Origin of the sequence: Bacillus sp. K2I17, from assembly GCF_002209985.1 — a bacterium.
In the GTDB taxonomy this organism is placed as follows: domain Bacteria; phylum Bacillota; class Bacilli; order Bacillales; family Bacillaceae_G; genus Bacillus_A; species Bacillus_A wiedmannii.
Map to the genome: position 1 here is coordinate 1 of NZ_NJGF01000036.1, position 20,788 is coordinate 20,788.

The window sequence follows — 20,788 nt, forward strand, 5'->3', positions numbered from 1 at the left end:
CTTGCTGCTTTTTGCTTATCGCCTTTCACTTCGCCTTGTGACCCTTCGGCTCTTCCTGTTTCTCTTGACTTATTTTCCATTTCAATATCTCTTACTGCCTTTTGTTTTTCACTCTTCACTTCGCTTTGTGTTCCCTCAGCTCTTCCTATATTTCTTAATTTACTTTCCATTTCAATGTCTTGTAATGCTTTTTGTTTTTGTCCTTTCATCCCTTCACTAGCATTATGACTTGCAGTAGAGGTTGTATTTGAATTATTAGCTACTTTCGGACTTACAGGTTGTTCAACACCTGAATTCGCATTATTTTGGATGTCTTTTCCGACTTTATTTAGCGTTTGACGATCAGCATTTGCCTGGGCTTTTTGCTGTCCTTCAGCCTGGCCGCCTTTAAATTCATCTATTGTACCTTTCACTCCATCTGATACGCCTTTAGCAACACCTGAAGCCTTGTCTTTCCCCTTATTAACAGCACCGCCTACAGTTTCAGCCACTTTATTCCCAGCATCATTCACCATACCGCCAACTCCACGATTTGCTGCATAACTTAAAGCAGCACCGGTATTTCTAGCAAGTTTCTTCGCTTGCAGACCTTTTTTAGCGTTATTTTTTTGCTCTCCGTTTTGATTTCCATCCTTATCTTCCGAATCCATTTCAGAGCGTTTTGGTGTATCTTCACGTGTTTGTCCACTACCACTCATCTTATCTTTTGCACCCTTAATCATATTTCCTACACCTTTTCTTAATCCATTAGCAGCAGCCAATGTCCCAAGAGCGCCCATTAAATTGTTCTTTCCTTCTTTTAATCCAACATCTACACCAAAGTATTTAAGGATTGATTCTGACCCCTTAATTAGTGCAGTAGTTAAACAAACCATTGCTACAATATATAAAAACGTATTAATATCTTGATCTGCTAGGAAATTAACCACAATAATATAGAAGCGTAAACTTAATCCAGTAAACGCAAATAACAGGAATCCTTTTAGAATATCCTGCATTACCATTTTTGTTTTTTCTCCTGTCTCAATATCCGTTATGAATACTAGTGGGGCAACAACTTTTTTCATTGCAATTTCAAATATTGTCATAACAAATACAAAAATAGTAAACAAATACGCTACTACTAAAGCTGATAATCCCCAAAATAAAATGCCAAACTTCATCGGGTAACGATTATATCCTGCTGGAAATGTGTCACTAAATGGATTAAAAAAACTTTCCTTAATTGATTCAAGATCTTCTTCTGCTCCATTATTCGTAACCTTGTAAGCCAGGAATTGTGTTTCTTTTGCTACTTGATCATTATCCTTTAATTTTTCTACAACCTCATAACTTATTAAATCACCTAAATCTGCTTTTAAATACATCTCTTCCGATAGGTTATTCTTTCCTGTCTGTCCATCAGAAATGGCTTTTTTATCCTCAGTTTTAATAGCATCAAATCCTACAGTACTTAGATAAACCAAATCTGCTGTATTATGTTTTACTAAGTTCCACGCTAATCCACCATCATCTTTATTATCTTTGGTTACATCTTCATAAAAATCTGTGGACATTTTTTGCAATTCTGCCATTAATTCATTTAACCCACCTAATAATCCAATCATTACAATAATATTAACCCCTACTGACTTGAATCGTGGTGGCTTATGTTGAATTATCGTTTTGAAACCTAACCAAGCTATTATTAATACAAATAAAGCATAGAATAAACCTTTTATTAGGGATGTTGCAAAATCATTAAGTCCTGCATCCCTTAATAAATCAAAGAAGGAGAATGTTTCAGGAATTAACCCTTCTAAAGAAGATGCTATCCTAAACAGTGTTCTGATTATTCCTCCTTCACATGCTTGAAGAAATGAACCAAATATATTTGAATACTCTATCCAGTCATTTTTCAAAAATGCAATTACTTCTGCTTTATCAATATCTTTTACTGTAAAAACAATGTCAGTCCACCATCCAGCGAAAGCGGAAGGGGCAAATATAAGACTAAATAGCAACGTAGTAACTGTTAGCACCCCAGTAACTACAGCTCTCTTACTCCGTAAAATCCATTCTTTTATTTTCGTAGCAGCCATAACTGTTCTACCCTTCTTATTTATTTTGACTTTATTATTCTGTCAATATCTTTAATAATTCTTCCAGATAACTTGTAATTGCATGATTTGAAGAATGCTCTATTAAAAATGCAACTTCTTCCGTTTTAGGTACAATGTTATCTTTCGCATAATTTAATAGCATTTGTACCAATTTTTTGCGAATATCTTCTGTATCATTTGCATTTCTTTTTTCTTTTACAAGCCCAATTAATGATTTAACGACATCATCAATAGTGTGCTGTTTTTTAACTACAGGATTAGCTTGCTGCTTTTTCATGTACTCTTTTTTCGCAGTTTTGTTCAATATGAAGTCTAAGAAATCCAAATACAAATCCGTTAGATCTAATCCAGCATGTAGGGAAGGAATATCAATTTCATTTAAATCTTTTGAAGTATCAAACAAGCTCGATAGAAATTGCCAACGATAAGGCATAGTCATTTCTTTTGTATTGAAAATTGGATATGGACGCACCTTTTTTCTATTTAAATCTTGTCTATGAAGCGCCCGAAGTACTAATGTTTCACCCTCCAAGAATTGTGATAAACGCTCTGGAGAAATAATTCGCTGCTGATCCGCATTTTTAGTTAATTTATTTTCTGTATCCATGTGACTCTCATTAGAAGATTTACCGATAGGCGTTTTATGTCCAGCACGAAGCGAAATTTCTTCAATCGTATCTTTGTTGGTAGACATAATATAAATATGGTTTTGACAGTTATCTTTAATTTCTGTTGCTTCTTTGTCATACAGCTTCTCAATTTGTGAGTAAGACTGAAGCACTAAATTAAACAACATATTACGTCCTGCACAAACCGTTAATACTCCACCCATATCATCAATAGGTGGCATATTTCCGAATTCATCTAATAAGAAATGAACACGTCTATAGCATTTTTTACCTTTCGTATCATTACAATTCATGGATAACTCTGTATACAGCTGCTTAACAAAAATACTTGCTAAAGCGTGGTTGGACTTATCATAATCAGGAACAATCATAAACACAGCTGTCGGTTTGTCTGAATACGTTAATTTCGTTTTAGGTTTGAGAGGGAAAGTGTTAGCCTTCATACTTAATGTGACTTGACGTTTATATTCAGGCTTATCTTCACAACCTTCTTTTTTCTGATAAACCGTTCTTCCTTTTTCATCCAATAACGTTTCAAAATTCAAGCTATACAATAATCGATATTTCTTTTTGGGATTTTCATCATCTTGATAACGAATCAGTAACAAGTCCCCATCTTCTAATGTTTCATCAAAATTCATGTTACACATACCCAAAGCTTTAACCTTAATTTTAAAACTGCCTATTTCTGTCTTTTTCTCATCATTTTTATGAAATGATACTGTTACACGTTTATTTAAAAAGCGTTCATCTAGTTGGAAGAATAAATTTTTAGGAAAACCTACTTGCTTTAGATCCAAACTAGATTTTGATGTCATTTTTGCAAACATTTTATCTGCAAATGTTTGTAATCCCTGGTTTGCAGTAGCTAAAATTGAGCCTTTAGCCTTTTCTCCTGCAAAACTTGTTGATCCATATTGCATCTTTGCTACGTTCCCTTGCGGTAAACTCTTAAAGTATTCATCTAAAGCATTCTTTTCAATAAAATCATCGGGATTCTCTTTGTAATAAAATGTTCCTAATTCATTAAGCATTTGGGATACATTGTGCATCGTAACTTTTTCAATGCAATTATTCTTTACACAGTAGTCAACAATCGCTAGGATAATACCGTTAATAGCATTTTGGGCAGATGTATTAAAGAATGCATTATCACCAGCGTTAGGATCGTTATATAACGAGAACGTTAATGTATTGGCACGTTTTGCCGCTTCCTGATCATCCCCATTCACCCAAGCATCAATGACAAGCTGTAACGGGTTATACGACATACCTTGTAAGGGATCTAAAATATTTAAAACCTGGACATCATAACCACGTTTTTCTAAGGTTTCTTTAGATGCACTATATAACTCGCCTTTAGGATCATTTATTACCAAACTCGATTGATTTTTTGCTCTACTCAAATTATCAATCATAACGACTACTATCATTTCACCCTTACCGGAGCGTGAAACCCCTAGAATAGCGGTGTTTACGGTATCTGTATCGATATAATATTTGTCTTTATAATGTGAAACAGGTACACCACCATATCCCTCAAACACTTCTGTTTTCTCAGGAATCTCTCGATACTGCTCTATTATTTCTTCTATTGTAGTGAAGCGACTGTCTCCTTTTTGACCATAGGCTAAATTTTCATCACTTCGATAATTAACTTTTGAATACACCAAAAAACCTACCAGCGTTGAAGCCAATAAGCTAAACATGTATATATTTGTAGGTAACACTGGCAGAAAGGCATTTTTAATTGATACACTTTTCTCCCAATCTGCACCAAACACATCAAAAATAGTTGGCTTTTCAACCGTTTTTGATAAATCATTTAAAATTGATTGGTACGAACTTGCTACAAAATTCAAGCCACCAATAGGAAAAAGCACCGCAGCTGAAGAAATTGCGAGTGCTTTCTTATTTATCCTATTCTTTTCATTAGGTAAATCTTCACCATCAACTTTATAGTCGTGATGAAGATATTTCTTTTTTTTCAATGAGAGTTTCGAAATTCCCACTCGCATTTCCTCCTCACATTGTCACTATCTGCATACTATTGTTTAAACCAACTCTCAAACAGTCTTCTACGTTTCTGTGGAGAATTTTCCGTTTGTGGTTGTACTGGCTGCTGCATTACAGGTTGTTGCGTTACTTGTGGTTGAACTGGTTGTTGTACAGGTTGTTGATACATAAATACTGGTTGTTGTACAGGCTGTACAGGTTGATACATATACATTGATTGTGGCGGTAGTTGACCTGTCCCAGCATACGATTTTATTAATTTATCATTTAATTCTTCTACGAGATTCTGTAACTCACGTATTTTTTCATTATTTTTCATTTCTTGAGCTTGTTGTTCTCGATTTCTTAGAGCCAATTCTTCTCTTTCTCTATTGTTCTTATCCTCTTCTAATTTTAATTGGCGCTCTTGTATTTTTTTATCATATTCTGCCTGTATTTCTTCCTTCCATAAAGGCGTTAATTGCTTAATCTGATCATCAAGGCGTATAAATTCTCCCTCTTGCTGTTCATAGGCTGCATTCATAATATCTTCTACTGAATCCGCATACTCGGAGACATACATGCTCTTTTTATCGATTAACTCATTTTTACCTTCTACCTTCAACTCATAAACTTTCTCTATAGTTGCCTTCCTCTGTCCAAAATCATTCTCTTTCTTTAACTCTTCTTCACGAGCACTTATTAGCGTATTTTTACGCTCTTCTAATTCAGAACAATATGTTGTTAACTCTGCTTCTTGCTTCAATTTAAATGACTCTAATTCTAATTGTTGTGTTTCACGGTACGCATTTATTCTTTGCTGCATTTCTTGATTTTCTTTATTCTCAAATCCATCTAACTCTGCTACCATCCGTTGAAAATTCTCTTCAAAAATTTCTTGCAGCCTTTCATCTGCTTCTTTTTGATAATCGCGCATCATAACTTCTTTATGAATATTTTCAAGAGCTAAACGAATTTCATCTCGCAGGTTGTTAATTTCTTGATAATATCTATCCTGGATTAGCAAAAATTCTTTTCCATTTAAAACATTTTTTATATAATGTAATTTTTTCTTCTCTAATTCTGTTTCTGCAGTTTCTTCATCCATACCTAGCAGGCCTAATAAATGTTTTACAGTGAATCGAGACTCATAACGTTTTTGTTTTTCTTCAACCTCTTTCAAATCCACAAATTGACTATATTCAGGGAACTCTACATCTTTTGTTTGAACTTCAACAATGGATTCTTCATTTGGCTCTTTCTTTACCGAATCGGTATATAGCAACTCATCTTCAAAATTTTGAACTGGATCATTTTCACTTACTGCAAACGCTACATCTTCACTTTCCTTTTCTAGATTCACTCCTGTAGGCAGTTGTTCATTTAATTCATCCTCAACAGCAAAAGGATCTTCCTCGTTCTCTTCAGATAAAGCAGCGGCTTGTTGTTGTAACCCTAGAATATCTTCATCTTCAAAAACATTTGTCCCCTGACCTTTCATTTCATGCATAGACATTTCTTCAAAAGGATCTTCCTCTTCATTTGCAAACTCTTTTTGCATTCCAGCATCATATACCGTTTTATCAGAAGTATTAGCCTGTGCTATTTCCTCTTCCTTTTTCCCAAAAACCTTAGAGAAAAATCCACCTTTTTTCTTCTTTTCAGGTTCTACATCACTTGGACTTTCTTCAGTATTATAATCTGTATATATATCCTGTTTAATTTCCATTGCTAAATTAAAATCTGTTCCATTCTCAAGATCTTTTGAAATAGCAGTTAGTAACGAGAATTTTCCACCCATTTCTACAGGTAATTCAAATTCATATCCATCTTTATCACTATCAATATCTTGTAACACAAGTGAAACCTTGTCACTTTGTTGATTTTCTTCCATATAATTTTGGATTAATTTTTCAGCTGCTCTTAATCCTAATGTTTTTCCATTCCCAGCTTTATTTTTCCTTAAAAACTTTCTAAAAGCTTTTGATTGTTCTTTTTGTAAAAATGCTACAATATACATTTCCTTAACCTCATTTCATGTATATATTTAATTATTTTTCTACCAAACAATTAAAAGAAGGAACTCTATGAAATAGGAGATCCTTCTTTTAACTTTATTTAATCTTAGAAACCACCAGTTACACCTTGAATAGTTTGTCCAAGTGTTCCTGCACCAAATACAAGAGCAGCTCCAATAACAATTCTCATTAACCATTTTTTAGCATTTCGACTCATTTCTTCACCAAAGAAGAACATAAAACCAGCAATACAAATACAGAAGATAATCGTAACTAAGCCAATGGCTTGTAGTCTTCCAGTCCAGCTGTTCATTGCTCCACTAACAGAGTCGAAAAAGTCATTATAAGTTAATAATTTGATATAAAATGCAGTAAATAGATCCATTTTAAATTCCTTCTTTCTTATTTATGTGATTGAGTAGTTTGGGTTACTTGATTAGGTCTCGTTTGAGTATCTGATTGACCTTGTGTTTTGTTCTTTTTTTCCTCTTCAACAACAGAAGCTGCGATGAGATCCATCGCAGCTTCTTCTAACATCTTATTTCTCCACTCAGGATTACCTCCCTGCAGTAGAGACAAGCAATTATCATTTACAATTGCTTGTGACCAACCCTCATATGTCTTTCCTTCTTTTTTCAAAATCACCGCAACAGCACTCTGTAACAGTGCTTTTTCGTTTTTCCCATTCTTTCTAGCCATATATAGCAGACTCCTTTACTTAATACTTTGTAATTCTTTGAGAGAAGAAATTATTAAAAGCTTCTTGAATTACAGAGAATTCATCTTTAAATAATAAGAAAACACCTGCACATACAATGAAACCGCCTATTAAAATCATTAGGCGAAACACATTATTTTCAAGCATTTCTTCATCACCCACTCTCTAGCGAACGTGCGAAGATGCAGATCCATCAAAATTCATAGTCACATCAGGCAAGTTAAAAACAGCAATTTTAAATTTTGCTACTACCTGATAGTCTACAGTCTCACCAAATTGTACTTTCTCATTTAACTGATCACTTTTGACAGTAAATGCACCTTTATAATGCTTATCACTGTATTCTTCTAAACTCTGAATAGCGATTTTAGTTAATCCACCTTGTCTTTCAATTTGATAGTTAACTTGTTGTTTGTAAGAATTCACATTCGCTACTTGAATACAAAAAATTGCTACAGCAACTAACAAAACTATTAAAAACAAGCCAATGAACCATTTCACTATTTCCATAATTGCACTTTCTTGCATGATTTACACCCACTCACTTTAATTTCAATTCATTTCCACCTTTCCTGAAGAATTATCATAGGCTAATAGTTGATAGGTTATACACCAGGATCGCTGCTGCAAAACCAATTACTATTAGGAATGAACTCATTACAATTTTTGTAGGGAAAAAGGTAAATCGTCTTAGCTTAAATGCCACAATTTCATCGATTGCCCTTTGCAATTCGGCACTCGCTATTTTTCCTAATTCATCGATAACGTTTGTATCGTATGAATTCTGTTGAAAATCATAGATTGTTTGCATAAATAGGACTGACATATCAGTGCCACTAGAACGTATAGCAAAATCAGTAAAAGGCTGAATATCATTCGGCCGATCTGTTATTTCTGACATTAATTTTGCTACTGAATTTGCATCTACTCGATTCTCGGTACGCTTTAGAATTTTCCTTAGCACCTGATACAAGCTAGCCCCACCCTCCGATTCCTTTAAATAAGGAATTAGCAATCTCATAAACTTAATAAAGCTTAAATGACGGTCAAATTTAAATGCGTTGTACATCTTAACCACATTGTTATATTTAGAACGATAAAAGAAGATTGGTAATGCAATCGCTAATAGGTAACACCATTTAGAGAGAAATAACCCCATAAAAAAACCGATAATTGCCATCATAAGCGTTTGTTTAACTCGCTTCTTCTGAAAATTATCGATCATCTGTTTTGTATTACCCATTTCTTTTAACATGTCATATAATTTTTCTTCCGTTAATAACCGATTATATCGATTTTTTTTAGTGTTAGCCGCTGCCACTACCTTCATGTTTTAACCTCCAATATCGAGTCATCAAAGTAATATGTAGCAAAAGACTTAAAGAAGAAAAACATCAATAACATGTAAATCCCGGAAGTACCCCAACCAATTGGATGTCTTGCAAATGCCTGAATGTACGTATCAAAACTAAATGAAAATGCGATTATCAAGATGAATATAACCACTACACTACAAAGCATTTTCATATCCTTCAGTTGACCATCTTTCTTCCGTTCATAATCTTCTTTTTTCTCCTTCATTTCATTGTGGTATGTTTTTATGTCTTTCAACGTATCTACATTTGTTTTACCTTCTAACGAAGCAGTTTCTACTTGCTCTAAATACTGAACAAATATAATATCGTCACGATATTTATTAGAAAGTACTTTGAAAGCTTGAAGTACTTGCTCATGATCTGCCCCCATTAACCTCGCCTGTAAAACTTTCAGGTCTTTCTTCAGCTCCCCTTCTGAACGATCGCTCGCCCTTCCTAAAGCATTGAGTAAAGTGTTACTATCATTTGTAAGAATTTGAGTCATATTGTTTACAAATTTATTTCTCTCTCGAAATGAAATTTGTTCATAAGCCCTTTGAATATTTTTAGGCATTAAAACCTTCAAACCATATAAAGCACCCACAAAACCTAAAATCAATGAAACCCACCAATAATACAGCAAAATAAATGAAAATCCAGCTACAATTAAACCTGGAATCAATGCGTATCTCACATAGTCCTTTTTTTCCAAAGGTTTTCCATAAGCTACTTTAATTGCATTTATTTCATCAGCATTTACAAATTTCTTTTTTCTTGTTTTGGCGTTGAAAGTAGAAACTTTCAAGCTTCATACCTCCTTTCTTAAAAGCTCTCCCTTCTTATCTTGTTACTACTACATCCTTTTTAACTGCTAATTCGTTTGTATATTCGGGAAGCTCGTAACTTAAATCCGCTTCAGCTAAACGCTCATAAAATTCTTCTGATAAACTACCTGTTGAGTACGTAAACTTTCCATTTTGATACTTTTGTTCAAATACCATTCTGCATCCTTCTGGAGAATACTGTACTACCTTTGATAAATAACGAATAACCCGATTAACTTGCACATTATTTTTGACTGTTGTTTTTATTACCACTCGCTTAATATGACAACCAAAACCAAAATAACGCATAATGTCCTCTTCAAGAGATTTTTCATCCACTTGATAACCAATTTTAGACATATTGACAAGTCGTTTTGGCGATGTCTCAGCATCGACAGAATGTAGAGAAGTTACAACATGATGCCCCGATAATACAGCTTGAATCGCTTCATATGTTTCCTTGCCACGAAGTTCAGAGATCATAATCCATCGTGGATTGTTTCGCAACGCAGCTTTGATTAAATCGGTGACCGTAACACCATGTCCAGTTAACCAACTTAATACATCTTTATCGGGAAACAGCTTTTTAACATGCGTTTCGGGTACATCCTCGATCATAACTGCTTTGTGTTCAAAAAGAATGTAAGAGAACAAAAGCTTTAAGAATTCAGTTTTCCCAGTCCCTGTTTCTCCTGAAATTACAATGTTATTTCTACTCACCATAAGTACCTTAAAGAATTCAAGCATAAACTCCGGTGCAAATGTATTGAAATTCTCTTCATTTAATGCCAGTTTTGGGCGAACAATCCTTAGTGACATTGTAGAATTTCCTACCGTATTTTGATGATGCACCGCATTAATACGAATTGAACCATAAACACCGTCAAAGATTGGCTTCTTAGGAACAAATTCTGTCCCTACAGCATTAGCGAATTTTTGAATTACACGAGAAACATATTCCTCTGAAATAATGTGATCAGAATTCTCATATTTCCCTTTGTAATCACTTGACTCTACTATTAAATGACTTCCATTATAGGATATATCGGTAATGTCAGGTCGTTCATTTATGAGCCTTTCAATAACACCTGTACCAACAATTTCAGATACAACATATTCTGCTACATCTACGTCATCATCATAATCCATAAAAAGAGCTGGATAATCTTTTTTAATCTTAAATTTAATTTTTTGACGTGCTTCTTCATTAAGTAGAGCATCTATTACTAGCTCTGCATGTTTTGTATTAAGATCATCCTTAATCATTTGAAGCTTTTGGGGATGAAAATTAAAACTATCTTTTTTCTTAGTTGTTGTGTTCTTATTTTTTAGTCCTAACATCTTCTTCTCCTTTCTTTTAAGATGCAGCAATACTCACTTTGCAAGTTGCTTGGTACGTATTATCCCCATCATGAATAATCACTCTAATAGCTTTAGTTGAGCCATTTTTGTTATCAAGATACTTAAACTCGTATTTTGCATCTTTGTTGATTTTTACAAGTTTATTGGAGTTAATACGTTTTTTAAAATCTTCTTCGAAACCTGGTTTTGAAACAAACAACTCTCCACTTTGAATACGAGAACTATTATCTGCATTAGCAATCGCACTTGATCGGACAGTTTCTGTCACCCCTTGAATAACTGAATCTGTCGAGAAGTTTTGCTTATAGTAATAACCGCTAATTACAGTAAAAAAGAGACCGACAATTAGCAATACCATTACGAAAGGATAGTCTTTCAACTTTTATTCTCCTTTCTTTTACAGCCCGATTTTATTAATAAATAGAAGGAGAACTCTCTCCCTCTATTTATTAGGTATATTGTTGCTGTGTATTATTTCCCTGCTAATGTATTTTTGAAGGAATCAATAACACTGTCGAACACTTCAGGAAACGCTACTTTTGCCGCTGCAATTAAAAGCGCTCCTACTACTACTGCACCAATCATCCACCAAGTTCTATCCGTATTTTGATCTAACATCTTTACAACATCCTCTCGATTTTTGTTTTTGTATTTTTTTGTATATAAAAAAGAGACGTAATATAAAAATTACGTCTCTTTTTCTGCCTAAATATTTTTTTAATACAACCTAATTCCTAATTTGATAGCACGCTCTACAGTCAAATACTTGCTCAACATAAGCATATTAATTGCTCCCAATGTAGTAGGCATCACATCATCCATTAAACTCTTGATTTTGTCTTTTACAAAGACAACCCACATATTTAAGCTAAAGCCATCAAATTGACTCATATCAAAGCTAAAATCAAAGTGGAACATATCACCTAGTGATAAATTCCCTGAAAGTAAATTCCCGATGCCAGCTTGTGTAAAAGCGGAAAGACTGCCTTGCAACGAATATCCAATTAAACGAATTACTATTCCTGTAATTACGAAGTATAGCGCCATAAAGATAATTTGTTTCTTGGCCGAATGATAAGTTAGGACATTCACACATTTTTCATCTCCTTTCCTATTGCTTTAACCAAGCAACATCTTCATCTGACCAACCAGAAGGTTTGCCATTTGAGAAAGGATTTTTCGGATCTACAGGTTCTAGGAGTAATTCATCATCTTCTAGTGTTTTAGAGCCAATAGTCCCGTACATATATGCATATAAATTTAATGGCTGCGTTACTTCAAAGTTAACTTTATTAGCGCCTATAGGGATTCCTGATGTTACTAGAACATTGTATTCTCCCAGGTCTGCCCAAATCGGAACATATAACTTTCGCTTCCCATCTTTTATTGCATTCTTAATACGTGGATCATGGTCTTTTACTTGCTGATCTGTAAATAAATTACCCGTTTTTTGTTCTACATTAATATGTGGCAATTCAAAGAGATAATCCGTGTTCTTTTTGTCCGAGCTGCCTGTTTTCTCAGATTCTGCTAAGGGAATAACAAAATGATCTCCCTTTTTCTCATAATTCAAATGAGAATCAATTAAACTCTTATCTACTGAAGCATTTGCCTTAATATCATAAGCGACCGCTAATTCATTGTTATAACTAACTAATGGTCTCAACTCAAAACCATAGCCAGTTTTTTGTTTAGGAAGCTGTTTTAACGGAATTGTAAGTGTTTCATAAAAAAGTTCCATCTCTTTTCCAACTTCACGTTCTGTCATAATAACGCCTTTATATTTCAACTCAGTAGATTCTTTAGCATTTGCCTTTACGGTTTCTTCAGAAGAAGTATAACCATCTGTATCTACTTTGCCTTTCCCATCTACGATAAGAATAGATTCTTTATTAACTTTTTCAAATCTAACCTCGTAGTTTCTCTTGTTATTTTTCTTTAAAAATTTTGGATCTACCTTGAATTTTATTTCCCCCGGTATTTCCTCAATGGTAAATACTTTACTATCTACTAGCTTGTTGTCAGCCTTATCATATAAGTTAACAGCAACATTGCTCTTGTTTGAGTCCTCATAAATGATTTCCTTGTCTAACCGTACACTTACTGGCAAACCAATATCAGCTGGCGCAGTATCGATCCTTATTTTTCTAAGACCCAAATTCGCATCTGCCACAATTGTATATTTTACCTGGTTAGAAACAGGAGATAATTTGTAATCAACAGAGGTATTTACTACTGTCTTACTCACATAAAAATCTCCGAATTCATTTTTATGTGTTCTGTAAACAAGGTTCATTTTTACCACATCACTACTGCTTAATGAATCATTTACATACAGCAAAATAGAGACCACTTTTGATAGATCCATCTCTCCTGTATATCTGTACCAACCATTTGATTTCAAATCAATTTTGTTTGGATTATTTGATTCAACAAAGCTGTTATTAAGCCATATTTCAACGTTCTTGTTATTAGCATTGTCTAGTTTTATTTGTTTTAAGAAAGTAACACCATTAAAAGCAGATCCATTGTGATCCTTATTTCTAGGAACATATGTAAGTGCCTTTATATGTGACTCATCTTTAATCGTGGTATATGGTTGAACTCCAACTACATAGTCACTGTTCTTTTTTCCTGTTACTTTTTCAATTGTTTCACTAACACCAACCATACCAATTTTCACAACTGAAATATTTTTAGAGCTTGTTCGAAACTTCTCTAATCTAGTATCCATAGAACTACTGATTACATTTTGAATTTCTAGTCCTACCTGGTTTCCCTGCAGCAGCAACACTGGATTAATACGAGTCTCAAAATTGATTTTTTTGAGTGCTTTATTACCACGAGTCAATGTGTCATGCCAAATCAAATGATTACTTCCATCATTTTGTTGTTCTATCTTTGGCTCAACATATTGATCACCATACTTAGCAGATCCAACTACATAATCAAGACCTTTTGGTATTTTCATTCGCATTTCTACCTTTTCATCTAAAGAGTTGAAATCTGTCTCTGCTGGTAATTTCGCAATATTATCAACTGTAATACTCACATCATCTGAGCTATAATACGTGTTTTTGTTTGTCTTTATATCACTGCTCGTCTCACCATTGATAATGCCCAATGTTTCAAAGTTGATTGTACCACCCACAGGTGATTGTAATTTAGTTAAATTACCATTTTCATCGTACTCCGTGAAATTGTTATATTTACCATCTTCACGAACACGATAACCAATTTTCCGATCTGCTGTTGGATAAATAACTGAATCAGTAACCGTTATATTTGGTGTTCCTTTTTCATTAAGACTACCAATTTTCTTTGTCTTAACATCAAAAGCAATAAAACCCGCTACAACCTCTCCGTCACCCATTACTGCATTAATATCATTCTTAATCGCTCCAACTTCACCATACTTTCTGGCTTCATCATATGTGTTATACCACTCATAATCTTCAGCCTGATTTTGAGTTAAAGCTTCAAAAGAATTATCATTTTTCTTTGCGACTCCAAATGAAATGACTTGTTTATCACTATTTTTAATTCTTCCTCCTGAAGATGTTGGATACCCTTCATTTAGCATATTAGCTTTTGCCAATTCTGAATTTCGTTTTGTTAAATAGAACGAATCTGTATTCCATTTGTAAACCATAGTCGTGCCACCTTCTGTAACAGCACGAACGTTTAAATGGCTCACTACTTTCACTTTTTGCCCTACTAAAATAGTTGGATCACCTTTAGATACAACATTGTATCCTATATGTGGTGTCCCTAGCTCTTTCCCTTCAGGTGTATGGAATGTAGTTTGTATTGAGTATGATCCTTTCGGATTATTTCTCTCTGTAATCGTAACAGCAGCTGTAGTATTATAAGGTACTACATTGCCTTTACTATCCTCATAAGAGTCAATAATACACTTCATATCATAATAAACATTATTAGCCTTGTTAATCTTATTATTTTTCGCTAAAGGGTAATACTCATTTGGTGTATGAATTAAAAACCTTGTTGTTGCGAAGGCTTTCTGATTCTTATTGAAAGCCACAACCCGACTATCATGCGAAATCATTGTTGGGAACGTTGAACCAATAGTAAAGTCACTGACATTTCCTTCATAATTTATAACATCTTTTGAAACTTTCGGTTTGCTTATTTGAGTAATACCACTATCCCAAACACTATTAATCGTGTAGTTATCAATATCACTAGCATTCCATTTTTCTTTAGGAATATAAGATTTTGCACTCCCTGATTGAACTGTACGCACATCTTCATAACTATCCAATCCTACTTCAAAACTTTCCGTGTTGGGTTGTGGGATTTTTTTGCTTATATTATCAATAGCTTGATAGTTGAAAATTTTAAAGGGAGTATCTTTCCCCTCAAAATCCAATTTATCTACTCCCATTGATTTAGAATCCCAATCAACACGTCCACTAAAATCAAAGTGATAATTGACTTTTCCAACAGGGAATGTAGCTCCCCTTATATCGCTACGATTAGGGAGATTATCTACAAATAAAGATAATACAACTGGAAAGATAAAAGAACGATCATCCTTATCCACTTTCGGATTGAATACTGAATAAGACAATCTCGGCATACCTGCATAGTGAGTTGAAAATTTAGCCTTAACATTTACTTTTCCAGAAGCAGTAACAGGACTAATATCATCGAACGATTGCGATACTTTTTCATTCGTAATATCTTTCCCATCCACACTCATAACCTGGATTTTAATGTTAGGTTTTAATTTCAATCCATGCTCTGCCCCTTGTACTTCCAATGTAACTGGAATCATCAAGGAGTTACCTGTTTCCTTTAACGTGTATTCCATATCAAAAGAAACAATGCCCTTTTCCAAATCCTCTTTACCACCAACAGCAAATTTTGCATTAACACGTTTGTTTGTAATTCCATTTTCTAATGTACCGGTGATTTTCATCTTAATATTTTTTAGTGTTTCATTCTTCTTAGGATTAATCGTCACCTTCAATGGATATGTTACTGTATCAAACGTCCTAACAATGCCATTATTAGGGCTAGAATCATTACCTGCTTCATCGTTCGAATCAAAAGGCGCTGTTCCATCTACAATGTCTGAAGGCTTAATAAAGGCTTCAAAATCAAACAACTCACTACCTTTTTTACCATTTGCTACAACTACCTCGTTTGGATTAAGCCCCGTACTTTTGAGATCTGATTTTTCTTGCAGCTCAGTCACATCGTCCGTTTTTTTCTCTTGAGCCTGTTTCTGATCTGATGTACTTTCTGCATGTCCAATTGATACAAAGTCGGCCAAGCTTCCAAACAGAAGCATAACAACAAATAATAAACTAAATGACCTTCTAAACCACAATCGTATTCCTCCTCTCTTTACACCCATGAGGATCTATCCTCATATGAGAGAGAATAAATAGTTGGACTTCTTGCTTTTTCTTTCATAATAACCTCCCTTTCAGTTGAATAATAACGACATAGCGCTATGTTTTTAAATAAAACTAAAAAGCCTACCATATAATTGATAGACTTTTGATTTTTATTTAATTTGCTTGTAATTTAATTCTTGCTCTTAATCCTGGTACTTTTAATGGATCAAGCTTCATTAACTCATCTATAAACACGAATTCTTTTTCCAGGAGTACTTCTGCTGCATCTATTGGGTACTCTTGAACTCCATCATCCAGAACAATTCTTTTATTTTTAGAATAAAAAAGGAATCCATAAGTATAATCCTCATGAATTCCTTCAATACAAATTGACATTATTAACCTCCATATTTAATTGTAATTTTGCTCCGAGATTTTTTTACACCCTTTCGGTTTACCCTTTTCATCTAGTCTAATTGTCATTCCACTAAATGTACTATATAAATACTCACACCCTGTCTCCTTATCTACAAATACCTCAACATCTTCTTTATCACTTGAAATCTTTTGTACAGCTTTAGAATCCCCTGCTACCGGCTTATCAACATCTACACAACCAACAAGCCCTATAAGAGCAAATACTAGTAGGGATTTTTTCATATTATTTCTGCTCCTTTATGATCTTGTTAATTTTTACTGGTTCATACATTTCTAGTTCTTCATTTTTAGCATCTACTTTTTGGTTTTCAAAAATAACGATATAATTCTCACCATTCACTTGCACTTTACAAGTTAAATCCTTTTCTATCCAGGAAGATTCCGTATTAGCGTTTAGCTCTACTTCTACTTCTCCAAGTAAATATGGTTGTATACCAACCATTTTAAAATATTTGCTACTAATATTTAATTCTTTTTCAATCATTTCTTCTGCTATCTTTATATTTTCATGAGTTTGTTCTATCTTTATAGCATGTTCTTTATTGATGTTATCAAAATAATCATCCAGACTAATTCCTATATACACTATAAATCCAACAACAAGTATAATTATGCCTATACTTTTAATTAATCCTTTTATTGATCTCGTATTCTTCTTTGTTTGTGAATCCATGCTACTTACCTTCTCGTTTTTCTTTATTAGCTTGATCTCTTCTTCCTTGCCATTCTTGTTTTATATAGAACATTTTTATTGATTCTTCCCAATACGTATATTTGCAGTCTGTTTCTTTTATTTTCATATTTATTCTCTCCTTAATTGTTTTCTATCTTGTTTTCACTTTCCACACTCTAGCTTTTTCATTGTCGCTGAACCTGAACCTACACTACTAGAGCTATACGTATAGATATAATTACAATCTTGTACCTTATCATGTAAAATGATTACTTCTTTTAGGGCTGTATTACGAGGATCTAGTGCTTGTACACCATCATCCACAATATGAGCTTCTACAACTTCAATTCTTGATTCCTTATTTCGCTCTTTATTTGTAATCTTAATTTCGCCTAATTCATAATTCTCTTCGGTGTTTGTAACTTCTTTATTTTCACTTGTAGCAGGCTTTTCTTTCTCCGCTGCCTTAGTACCTGTATTAGTAGAATTCGAACAACCTACTAAGCTATATAGCGCCATAGCGTACGCTAAACTAATTAATACTTTTTTCTTATTCATGTCTCCATCCCCACTTCCCTAATTTCTTCAATTACCTTTCCTTTTTTGAGATTAATTACAAACAAAACATACTGATTAATCCTTAATATGCTTTGTTTATAACTAATCTGTACCAATAAAAAAGAGCAGCCATTTAAGGAGCTGCTCTTTTTAGTACAAGTTTTATACTTTGTTAATCTTCACTAGAAATTAATCACAACTGGAACTACTTGATGAATAATCTGAACTGGAACTATTATAGCTTGAACTACTTGATGAAGAGCAGTCGTTATCATTCCCTGTTGAATAAATTGAACTTCCTAATGCAATGTCTAAAGCAATGTTATTACTTTCCGTACTATTAGAAGAGCGAGAAGATCCATTGTAAGCACGTGTTGAATGTCTTTCACTTCTTGTTTTACTAGTATTTTGTTTACCCGAATTAATAGAAACATTGTTATTTTGATTAAATACTCGCTTCATCATCTCTGTATCCCCTTTTTCATATGAATTAGGTGTTTCCTTGCTATGATCAATCACATAAACAGGATTCTGACTTGTATCATCTTTTTGTATATTAATTTTTGAAGGAAAATCTTTTGCTTTTTTATACTTCCTAATCGTTCTCTTTTTCATAAAAATGGCTATAAGTGCAGTAATATATCCTATTGCGTAAATAGCAACAATGATATAATCAAAGAATGCCTTCGAAATAGTAGTTAATATTTCATTCTCTTCCCCGCCTAAACTACTTATTTCTTTCATCATTGGTTCTAAAAACCACCAAATAAAAAGTACAAAAATACTTCCTATAGATAAAGATTTCCATATCTCATTAATTTCTCGCTTTAACTGACCTATCTTATGATCCCTTTCTGCTGCATTCAAAACATCCACCCCTTTTACTGGCTTTTTATTAAAACATTTGCTACACGAAAGCAAAAATTACTTCCCAGGGTTTCATGTAATTCATCTTTCATCCATACCCCTTCTTCTAAATCTCCTTTAACATGTAACGCATCACCAGGTTCTTTCATAACCGCTTCTTCCTCATAAATATATTTAAGATACTAGAATCAAACATCTACTTACTTCACACCTTTCCCAAAACAAGTAGAGCATGTGACCTTAATACCATATTCATGTGGCTCATATCCAAACGACCCTTCTTTTATTATGTAATTTTTACCGAATATGAAACCTTTACCCTGGCACTTCTTACACTTCTTATTTTTCTTCATTTGCTTCATCTCCATTTGATGGATCGACATAAATTTGCTGTATGCTATGACCTTGCTTTCGTTGTTCTTCTTTCTCTTTCAAGATTCTTTGTTCCATAGCAGCACTTGATTTTCCATCCCTTGACGGTCCGATTATTAAGCTTTTATTTTTCTTCATTTATTTCATCCTCTTTTCCCCACTTTAGGAATAGACTAAAATCAGTAAATCTTTCTCGTTCAAAACAAACACCCCTTTTCATTCCCATTTAAAATGTTTTTAGATGTATATAAGAGTAGAGATAGTACGCTATATACGGAGAAAGGGGAACTTACAACCACTATCTCCACTCTTATATACAACTAGTAAAAAAGAGCAGCCCCGAGGGATCTGCTCTTTAAAATCAAGGCTAATACACTTCATATGTAGTACAAATCACATCTTCACGAGAAATTTCAAAATAAAACCGTTCCTTTACACTCCAACTTCTTTCGTTAACTGGCTGAAATATAGCTCGTCCTTCCCCTGCCGAAAATTTATTACTTATATATTGACTCGCTTCTTCAACACTACTCGCTTTTACTAAAGTAATTTTCTGTATCCCTTCCTTCAAATGAAAGGTTGCCCCAATGTTCAATATCTCACTACTCATAAATATCCCTCCATTAAAATAATGCAAAAAGAGTTTGCAAATAAAAAATATATTCAACCTAACACCATTTTAATAATCACTTTCTGAATCCCCAACCAAGATAAAGTTATTAAGACCAAAACCAACAACCACAAACAAACATCTTTTACAGCTGCTTTGATGTTTTCCATTACTACATTATCTTTCCTGTAAGGATCATGATGAATGAAAGTGATGCATCAAATAACAAAATCATTAAAACCATAAAAGTTATCATACCTGGCAATATCATTTGATCTCGGCCAATCATATCCCCTTACCTCCCATTCCCCTACTTTTGACAATAAAAAAGAGCAGAACCATTAAAATGATTCCACTCTCACTCTTACATTTCATTTAATTTGTTTTTTCGTACTTACGAGTTTTACCTTCAGATATTTTTTTTAGGAAAGCTTCTTTATCATCAGCTGCTTTAAATTCTTTTTGGAAATTATCCCAATAGTTATCTGATGATAAATCTACTCTTTTAGTAGAAATTCCATTCTCAGTTGGTGAAACTAAATATTTTTCTCCACCATTGGCAAGTCGTAAAGGATCACTTTTACCAAATTTCTCTTTTAATGAAATAGATACAACAGCATATTTTCCAGCTTTATATTCCGTTTCCTCTACTTTGTATAAAGCATATTCGTTAGGACGATCTTTACCACGATGCATCTTCCATTCGTTATCTTCTATTACTTCTATAAATGTTGATCCATCATTTTCTTTATACTTCTCACCTTTTTTAAATGCTAATGAATTATCACTACAACCCGAAAGTATTGTGATTATAAAGACACATAAAACTGATAATAATTTCATGTTTTTAAACATGGTCTCTTCTCCCCATTCTATTGATAGTAACTATATTATTATA

General features: G+C 33.6%; 24 protein-coding genes. All 24 read right to left on the bottom strand.

From position 1 onward, the window contains the following. Nucleotides 1–2,081 (bottom strand): pLS20_p028 family conjugation system transmembrane protein (locus CER22_RS25455; protein WP_373452625.1); only part of this gene is annotated, 2,081 nt, incomplete at its 3' end. A 34-nt stretch (nucleotides 2,082–2,115) separates the two neighbouring features. Continuing rightward, nucleotides 2,116–4,749, bottom strand: coding sequence for a VirD4-like conjugal transfer protein, CD1115 family (locus tag CER22_RS25460; RefSeq protein WP_088609929.1), 2,634 nt, complete (start codon nucleotides 4,747–4,749; stop codon nucleotides 2,116–2,118). 29 nt (nucleotides 4,750–4,778) lie between these two features. Next, entirely contained in the window at nucleotides 4,779–6,746 is a 1,968-nt protein-coding gene (locus CER22_RS25465; RefSeq protein WP_088609930.1) for a hypothetical protein, read from the bottom strand. 104 nt (nucleotides 6,747–6,850) lie between these two features. Further along, a complete protein-coding gene (locus tag CER22_RS25470) occupies nucleotides 6,851–7,129 on the bottom strand; it encodes a TrbC/VirB2 family protein (protein ID WP_000362948.1) in 279 nt (92 codons plus the stop codon). 17 nt (nucleotides 7,130–7,146) lie between these two features. Further along, complete coding sequence (locus CER22_RS25475; protein ID WP_000101574.1) at nucleotides 7,147–7,443, bottom strand: hypothetical protein; 297 nt, start codon at nucleotides 7,441–7,443, stop codon at nucleotides 7,147–7,149. A 19-nt stretch (nucleotides 7,444–7,462) separates the two neighbouring features. Beyond that, a complete protein-coding gene (locus tag CER22_RS33240) occupies nucleotides 7,463–7,609 on the bottom strand; it encodes a hypothetical protein (protein ID WP_000892399.1) in 147 nt (48 codons plus the stop codon). 18 nt (nucleotides 7,610–7,627) lie between these two features. Beyond that, a complete protein-coding gene (locus CER22_RS25480) occupies nucleotides 7,628–7,990 on the bottom strand; it encodes a hypothetical protein (RefSeq protein ID WP_001158165.1) in 363 nt (120 codons plus the stop codon). 55 nt (nucleotides 7,991–8,045) lie between these two features. Further along, nucleotides 8,046–8,792: a hypothetical protein gene (locus CER22_RS25485; RefSeq protein ID WP_000869370.1), complete on the bottom strand. Its 747-nt coding sequence runs from the start codon at nucleotides 8,790–8,792 to the stop codon at nucleotides 8,046–8,048. After that, nucleotides 8,789–9,622, bottom strand: coding sequence for a hypothetical protein (locus tag CER22_RS25490; RefSeq protein WP_000868851.1), 834 nt, complete (start codon nucleotides 9,620–9,622; stop codon nucleotides 8,789–8,791). Before CER22_RS25490 ends, CER22_RS25485 begins: the two co-directional genes overlap by 4 nt. Before the next feature lie 34 nt (nucleotides 9,623–9,656). Further along, entirely contained in the window at nucleotides 9,657–10,982 is a 1,326-nt protein-coding gene (locus CER22_RS25495) for an ATPase, T2SS/T4P/T4SS family (protein WP_088609931.1), read from the bottom strand. A 16-nt stretch (nucleotides 10,983–10,998) separates the two neighbouring features. After that, nucleotides 10,999–11,382: a hypothetical protein gene (locus CER22_RS25500; protein WP_088609932.1), complete on the bottom strand. Its 384-nt coding sequence runs from the start codon at nucleotides 11,380–11,382 to the stop codon at nucleotides 10,999–11,001. A gap of 92 nt (nucleotides 11,383–11,474) precedes the next feature. Then, nucleotides 11,475–11,621 carry a hypothetical protein gene (locus tag CER22_RS33245; protein ID WP_000886834.1) on the bottom strand — a complete coding sequence of 49 codons (147 nt, stop codon included), beginning with the start codon at nucleotides 11,619–11,621 and terminating at the stop codon, nucleotides 11,475–11,477. Between the two features lie 99 nt (nucleotides 11,622–11,720). Further along, the gene (locus tag CER22_RS25505) at nucleotides 11,721–12,095 is read right to left on the bottom strand and encodes a hypothetical protein (RefSeq protein WP_001101878.1); all 375 of its coding nucleotides are present in this window, start codon (nucleotides 12,093–12,095) and stop codon (nucleotides 11,721–11,723) included. A 19-nt stretch (nucleotides 12,096–12,114) separates the two neighbouring features. Next, nucleotides 12,115–16,362 (bottom strand): fusion protein (includes pXO2-28-29-30), encoded by a 4,248-nt coding sequence (locus CER22_RS25510; RefSeq protein WP_142293562.1) that lies wholly within the window; start codon nucleotides 16,360–16,362, stop codon nucleotides 12,115–12,117. Nucleotides 16,363–16,546: 184 nt separating this feature from the next. Then, nucleotides 16,547–16,768 carry a hypothetical protein gene (locus tag CER22_RS25515; protein ID WP_000020512.1) on the bottom strand — a complete coding sequence of 74 codons (222 nt, stop codon included), beginning with the start codon at nucleotides 16,766–16,768 and terminating at the stop codon, nucleotides 16,547–16,549. Between the two features lie 15 nt (nucleotides 16,769–16,783). Continuing rightward, nucleotides 16,784–17,032 (bottom strand): DUF6440 family protein, encoded by a 249-nt coding sequence (locus CER22_RS25520; RefSeq protein ID WP_088609934.1) that lies wholly within the window; start codon nucleotides 17,030–17,032, stop codon nucleotides 16,784–16,786. 1 nt (nucleotide 17,033) lies between these two features. Beyond that, nucleotides 17,034–17,483 (bottom strand): hypothetical protein, encoded by a 450-nt coding sequence (locus CER22_RS25525; RefSeq protein ID WP_088609935.1) that lies wholly within the window; start codon nucleotides 17,481–17,483, stop codon nucleotides 17,034–17,036. Between the two features lies 1 nt (nucleotide 17,484). After that, a complete protein-coding gene (locus tag CER22_RS33815; RefSeq protein WP_256943737.1) occupies nucleotides 17,485–17,610 on the bottom strand; it encodes a hypothetical protein in 126 nt (41 codons plus the stop codon). A 35-nt stretch (nucleotides 17,611–17,645) separates the two neighbouring features. Then, a complete protein-coding gene (locus CER22_RS25530; protein ID WP_001035407.1) occupies nucleotides 17,646–18,041 on the bottom strand; it encodes a hypothetical protein in 396 nt (131 codons plus the stop codon). A 189-nt stretch (nucleotides 18,042–18,230) separates the two neighbouring features. Next, nucleotides 18,231–18,908: a hypothetical protein gene (locus tag CER22_RS25535; protein WP_088609936.1), complete on the bottom strand. Its 678-nt coding sequence runs from the start codon at nucleotides 18,906–18,908 to the stop codon at nucleotides 18,231–18,233. A 14-nt stretch (nucleotides 18,909–18,922) separates the two neighbouring features. Beyond that, complete coding sequence (locus CER22_RS33820) at nucleotides 18,923–19,057, bottom strand: hypothetical protein (RefSeq protein WP_256943738.1); 135 nt, start codon at nucleotides 19,055–19,057, stop codon at nucleotides 18,923–18,925. Nucleotides 19,058–19,247: 190 nt separating this feature from the next. Next, nucleotides 19,248–19,418, bottom strand: coding sequence for a hypothetical protein (locus CER22_RS33250; protein WP_179211938.1), 171 nt, complete (start codon nucleotides 19,416–19,418; stop codon nucleotides 19,248–19,250). Nucleotides 19,419–19,647: 229 nt separating this feature from the next. After that, nucleotides 19,648–19,890, bottom strand: coding sequence for a hypothetical protein (locus CER22_RS25545; protein ID WP_088609937.1), 243 nt, complete (start codon nucleotides 19,888–19,890; stop codon nucleotides 19,648–19,650). A 375-nt stretch (nucleotides 19,891–20,265) separates the two neighbouring features. Then, the gene (locus CER22_RS25550; RefSeq protein ID WP_088609938.1) at nucleotides 20,266–20,745 is read right to left on the bottom strand and encodes a DUF5512 family protein; all 480 of its coding nucleotides are present in this window, start codon (nucleotides 20,743–20,745) and stop codon (nucleotides 20,266–20,268) included. Between the last annotated feature and the right edge of the window lie 43 nt (nucleotides 20,746–20,788).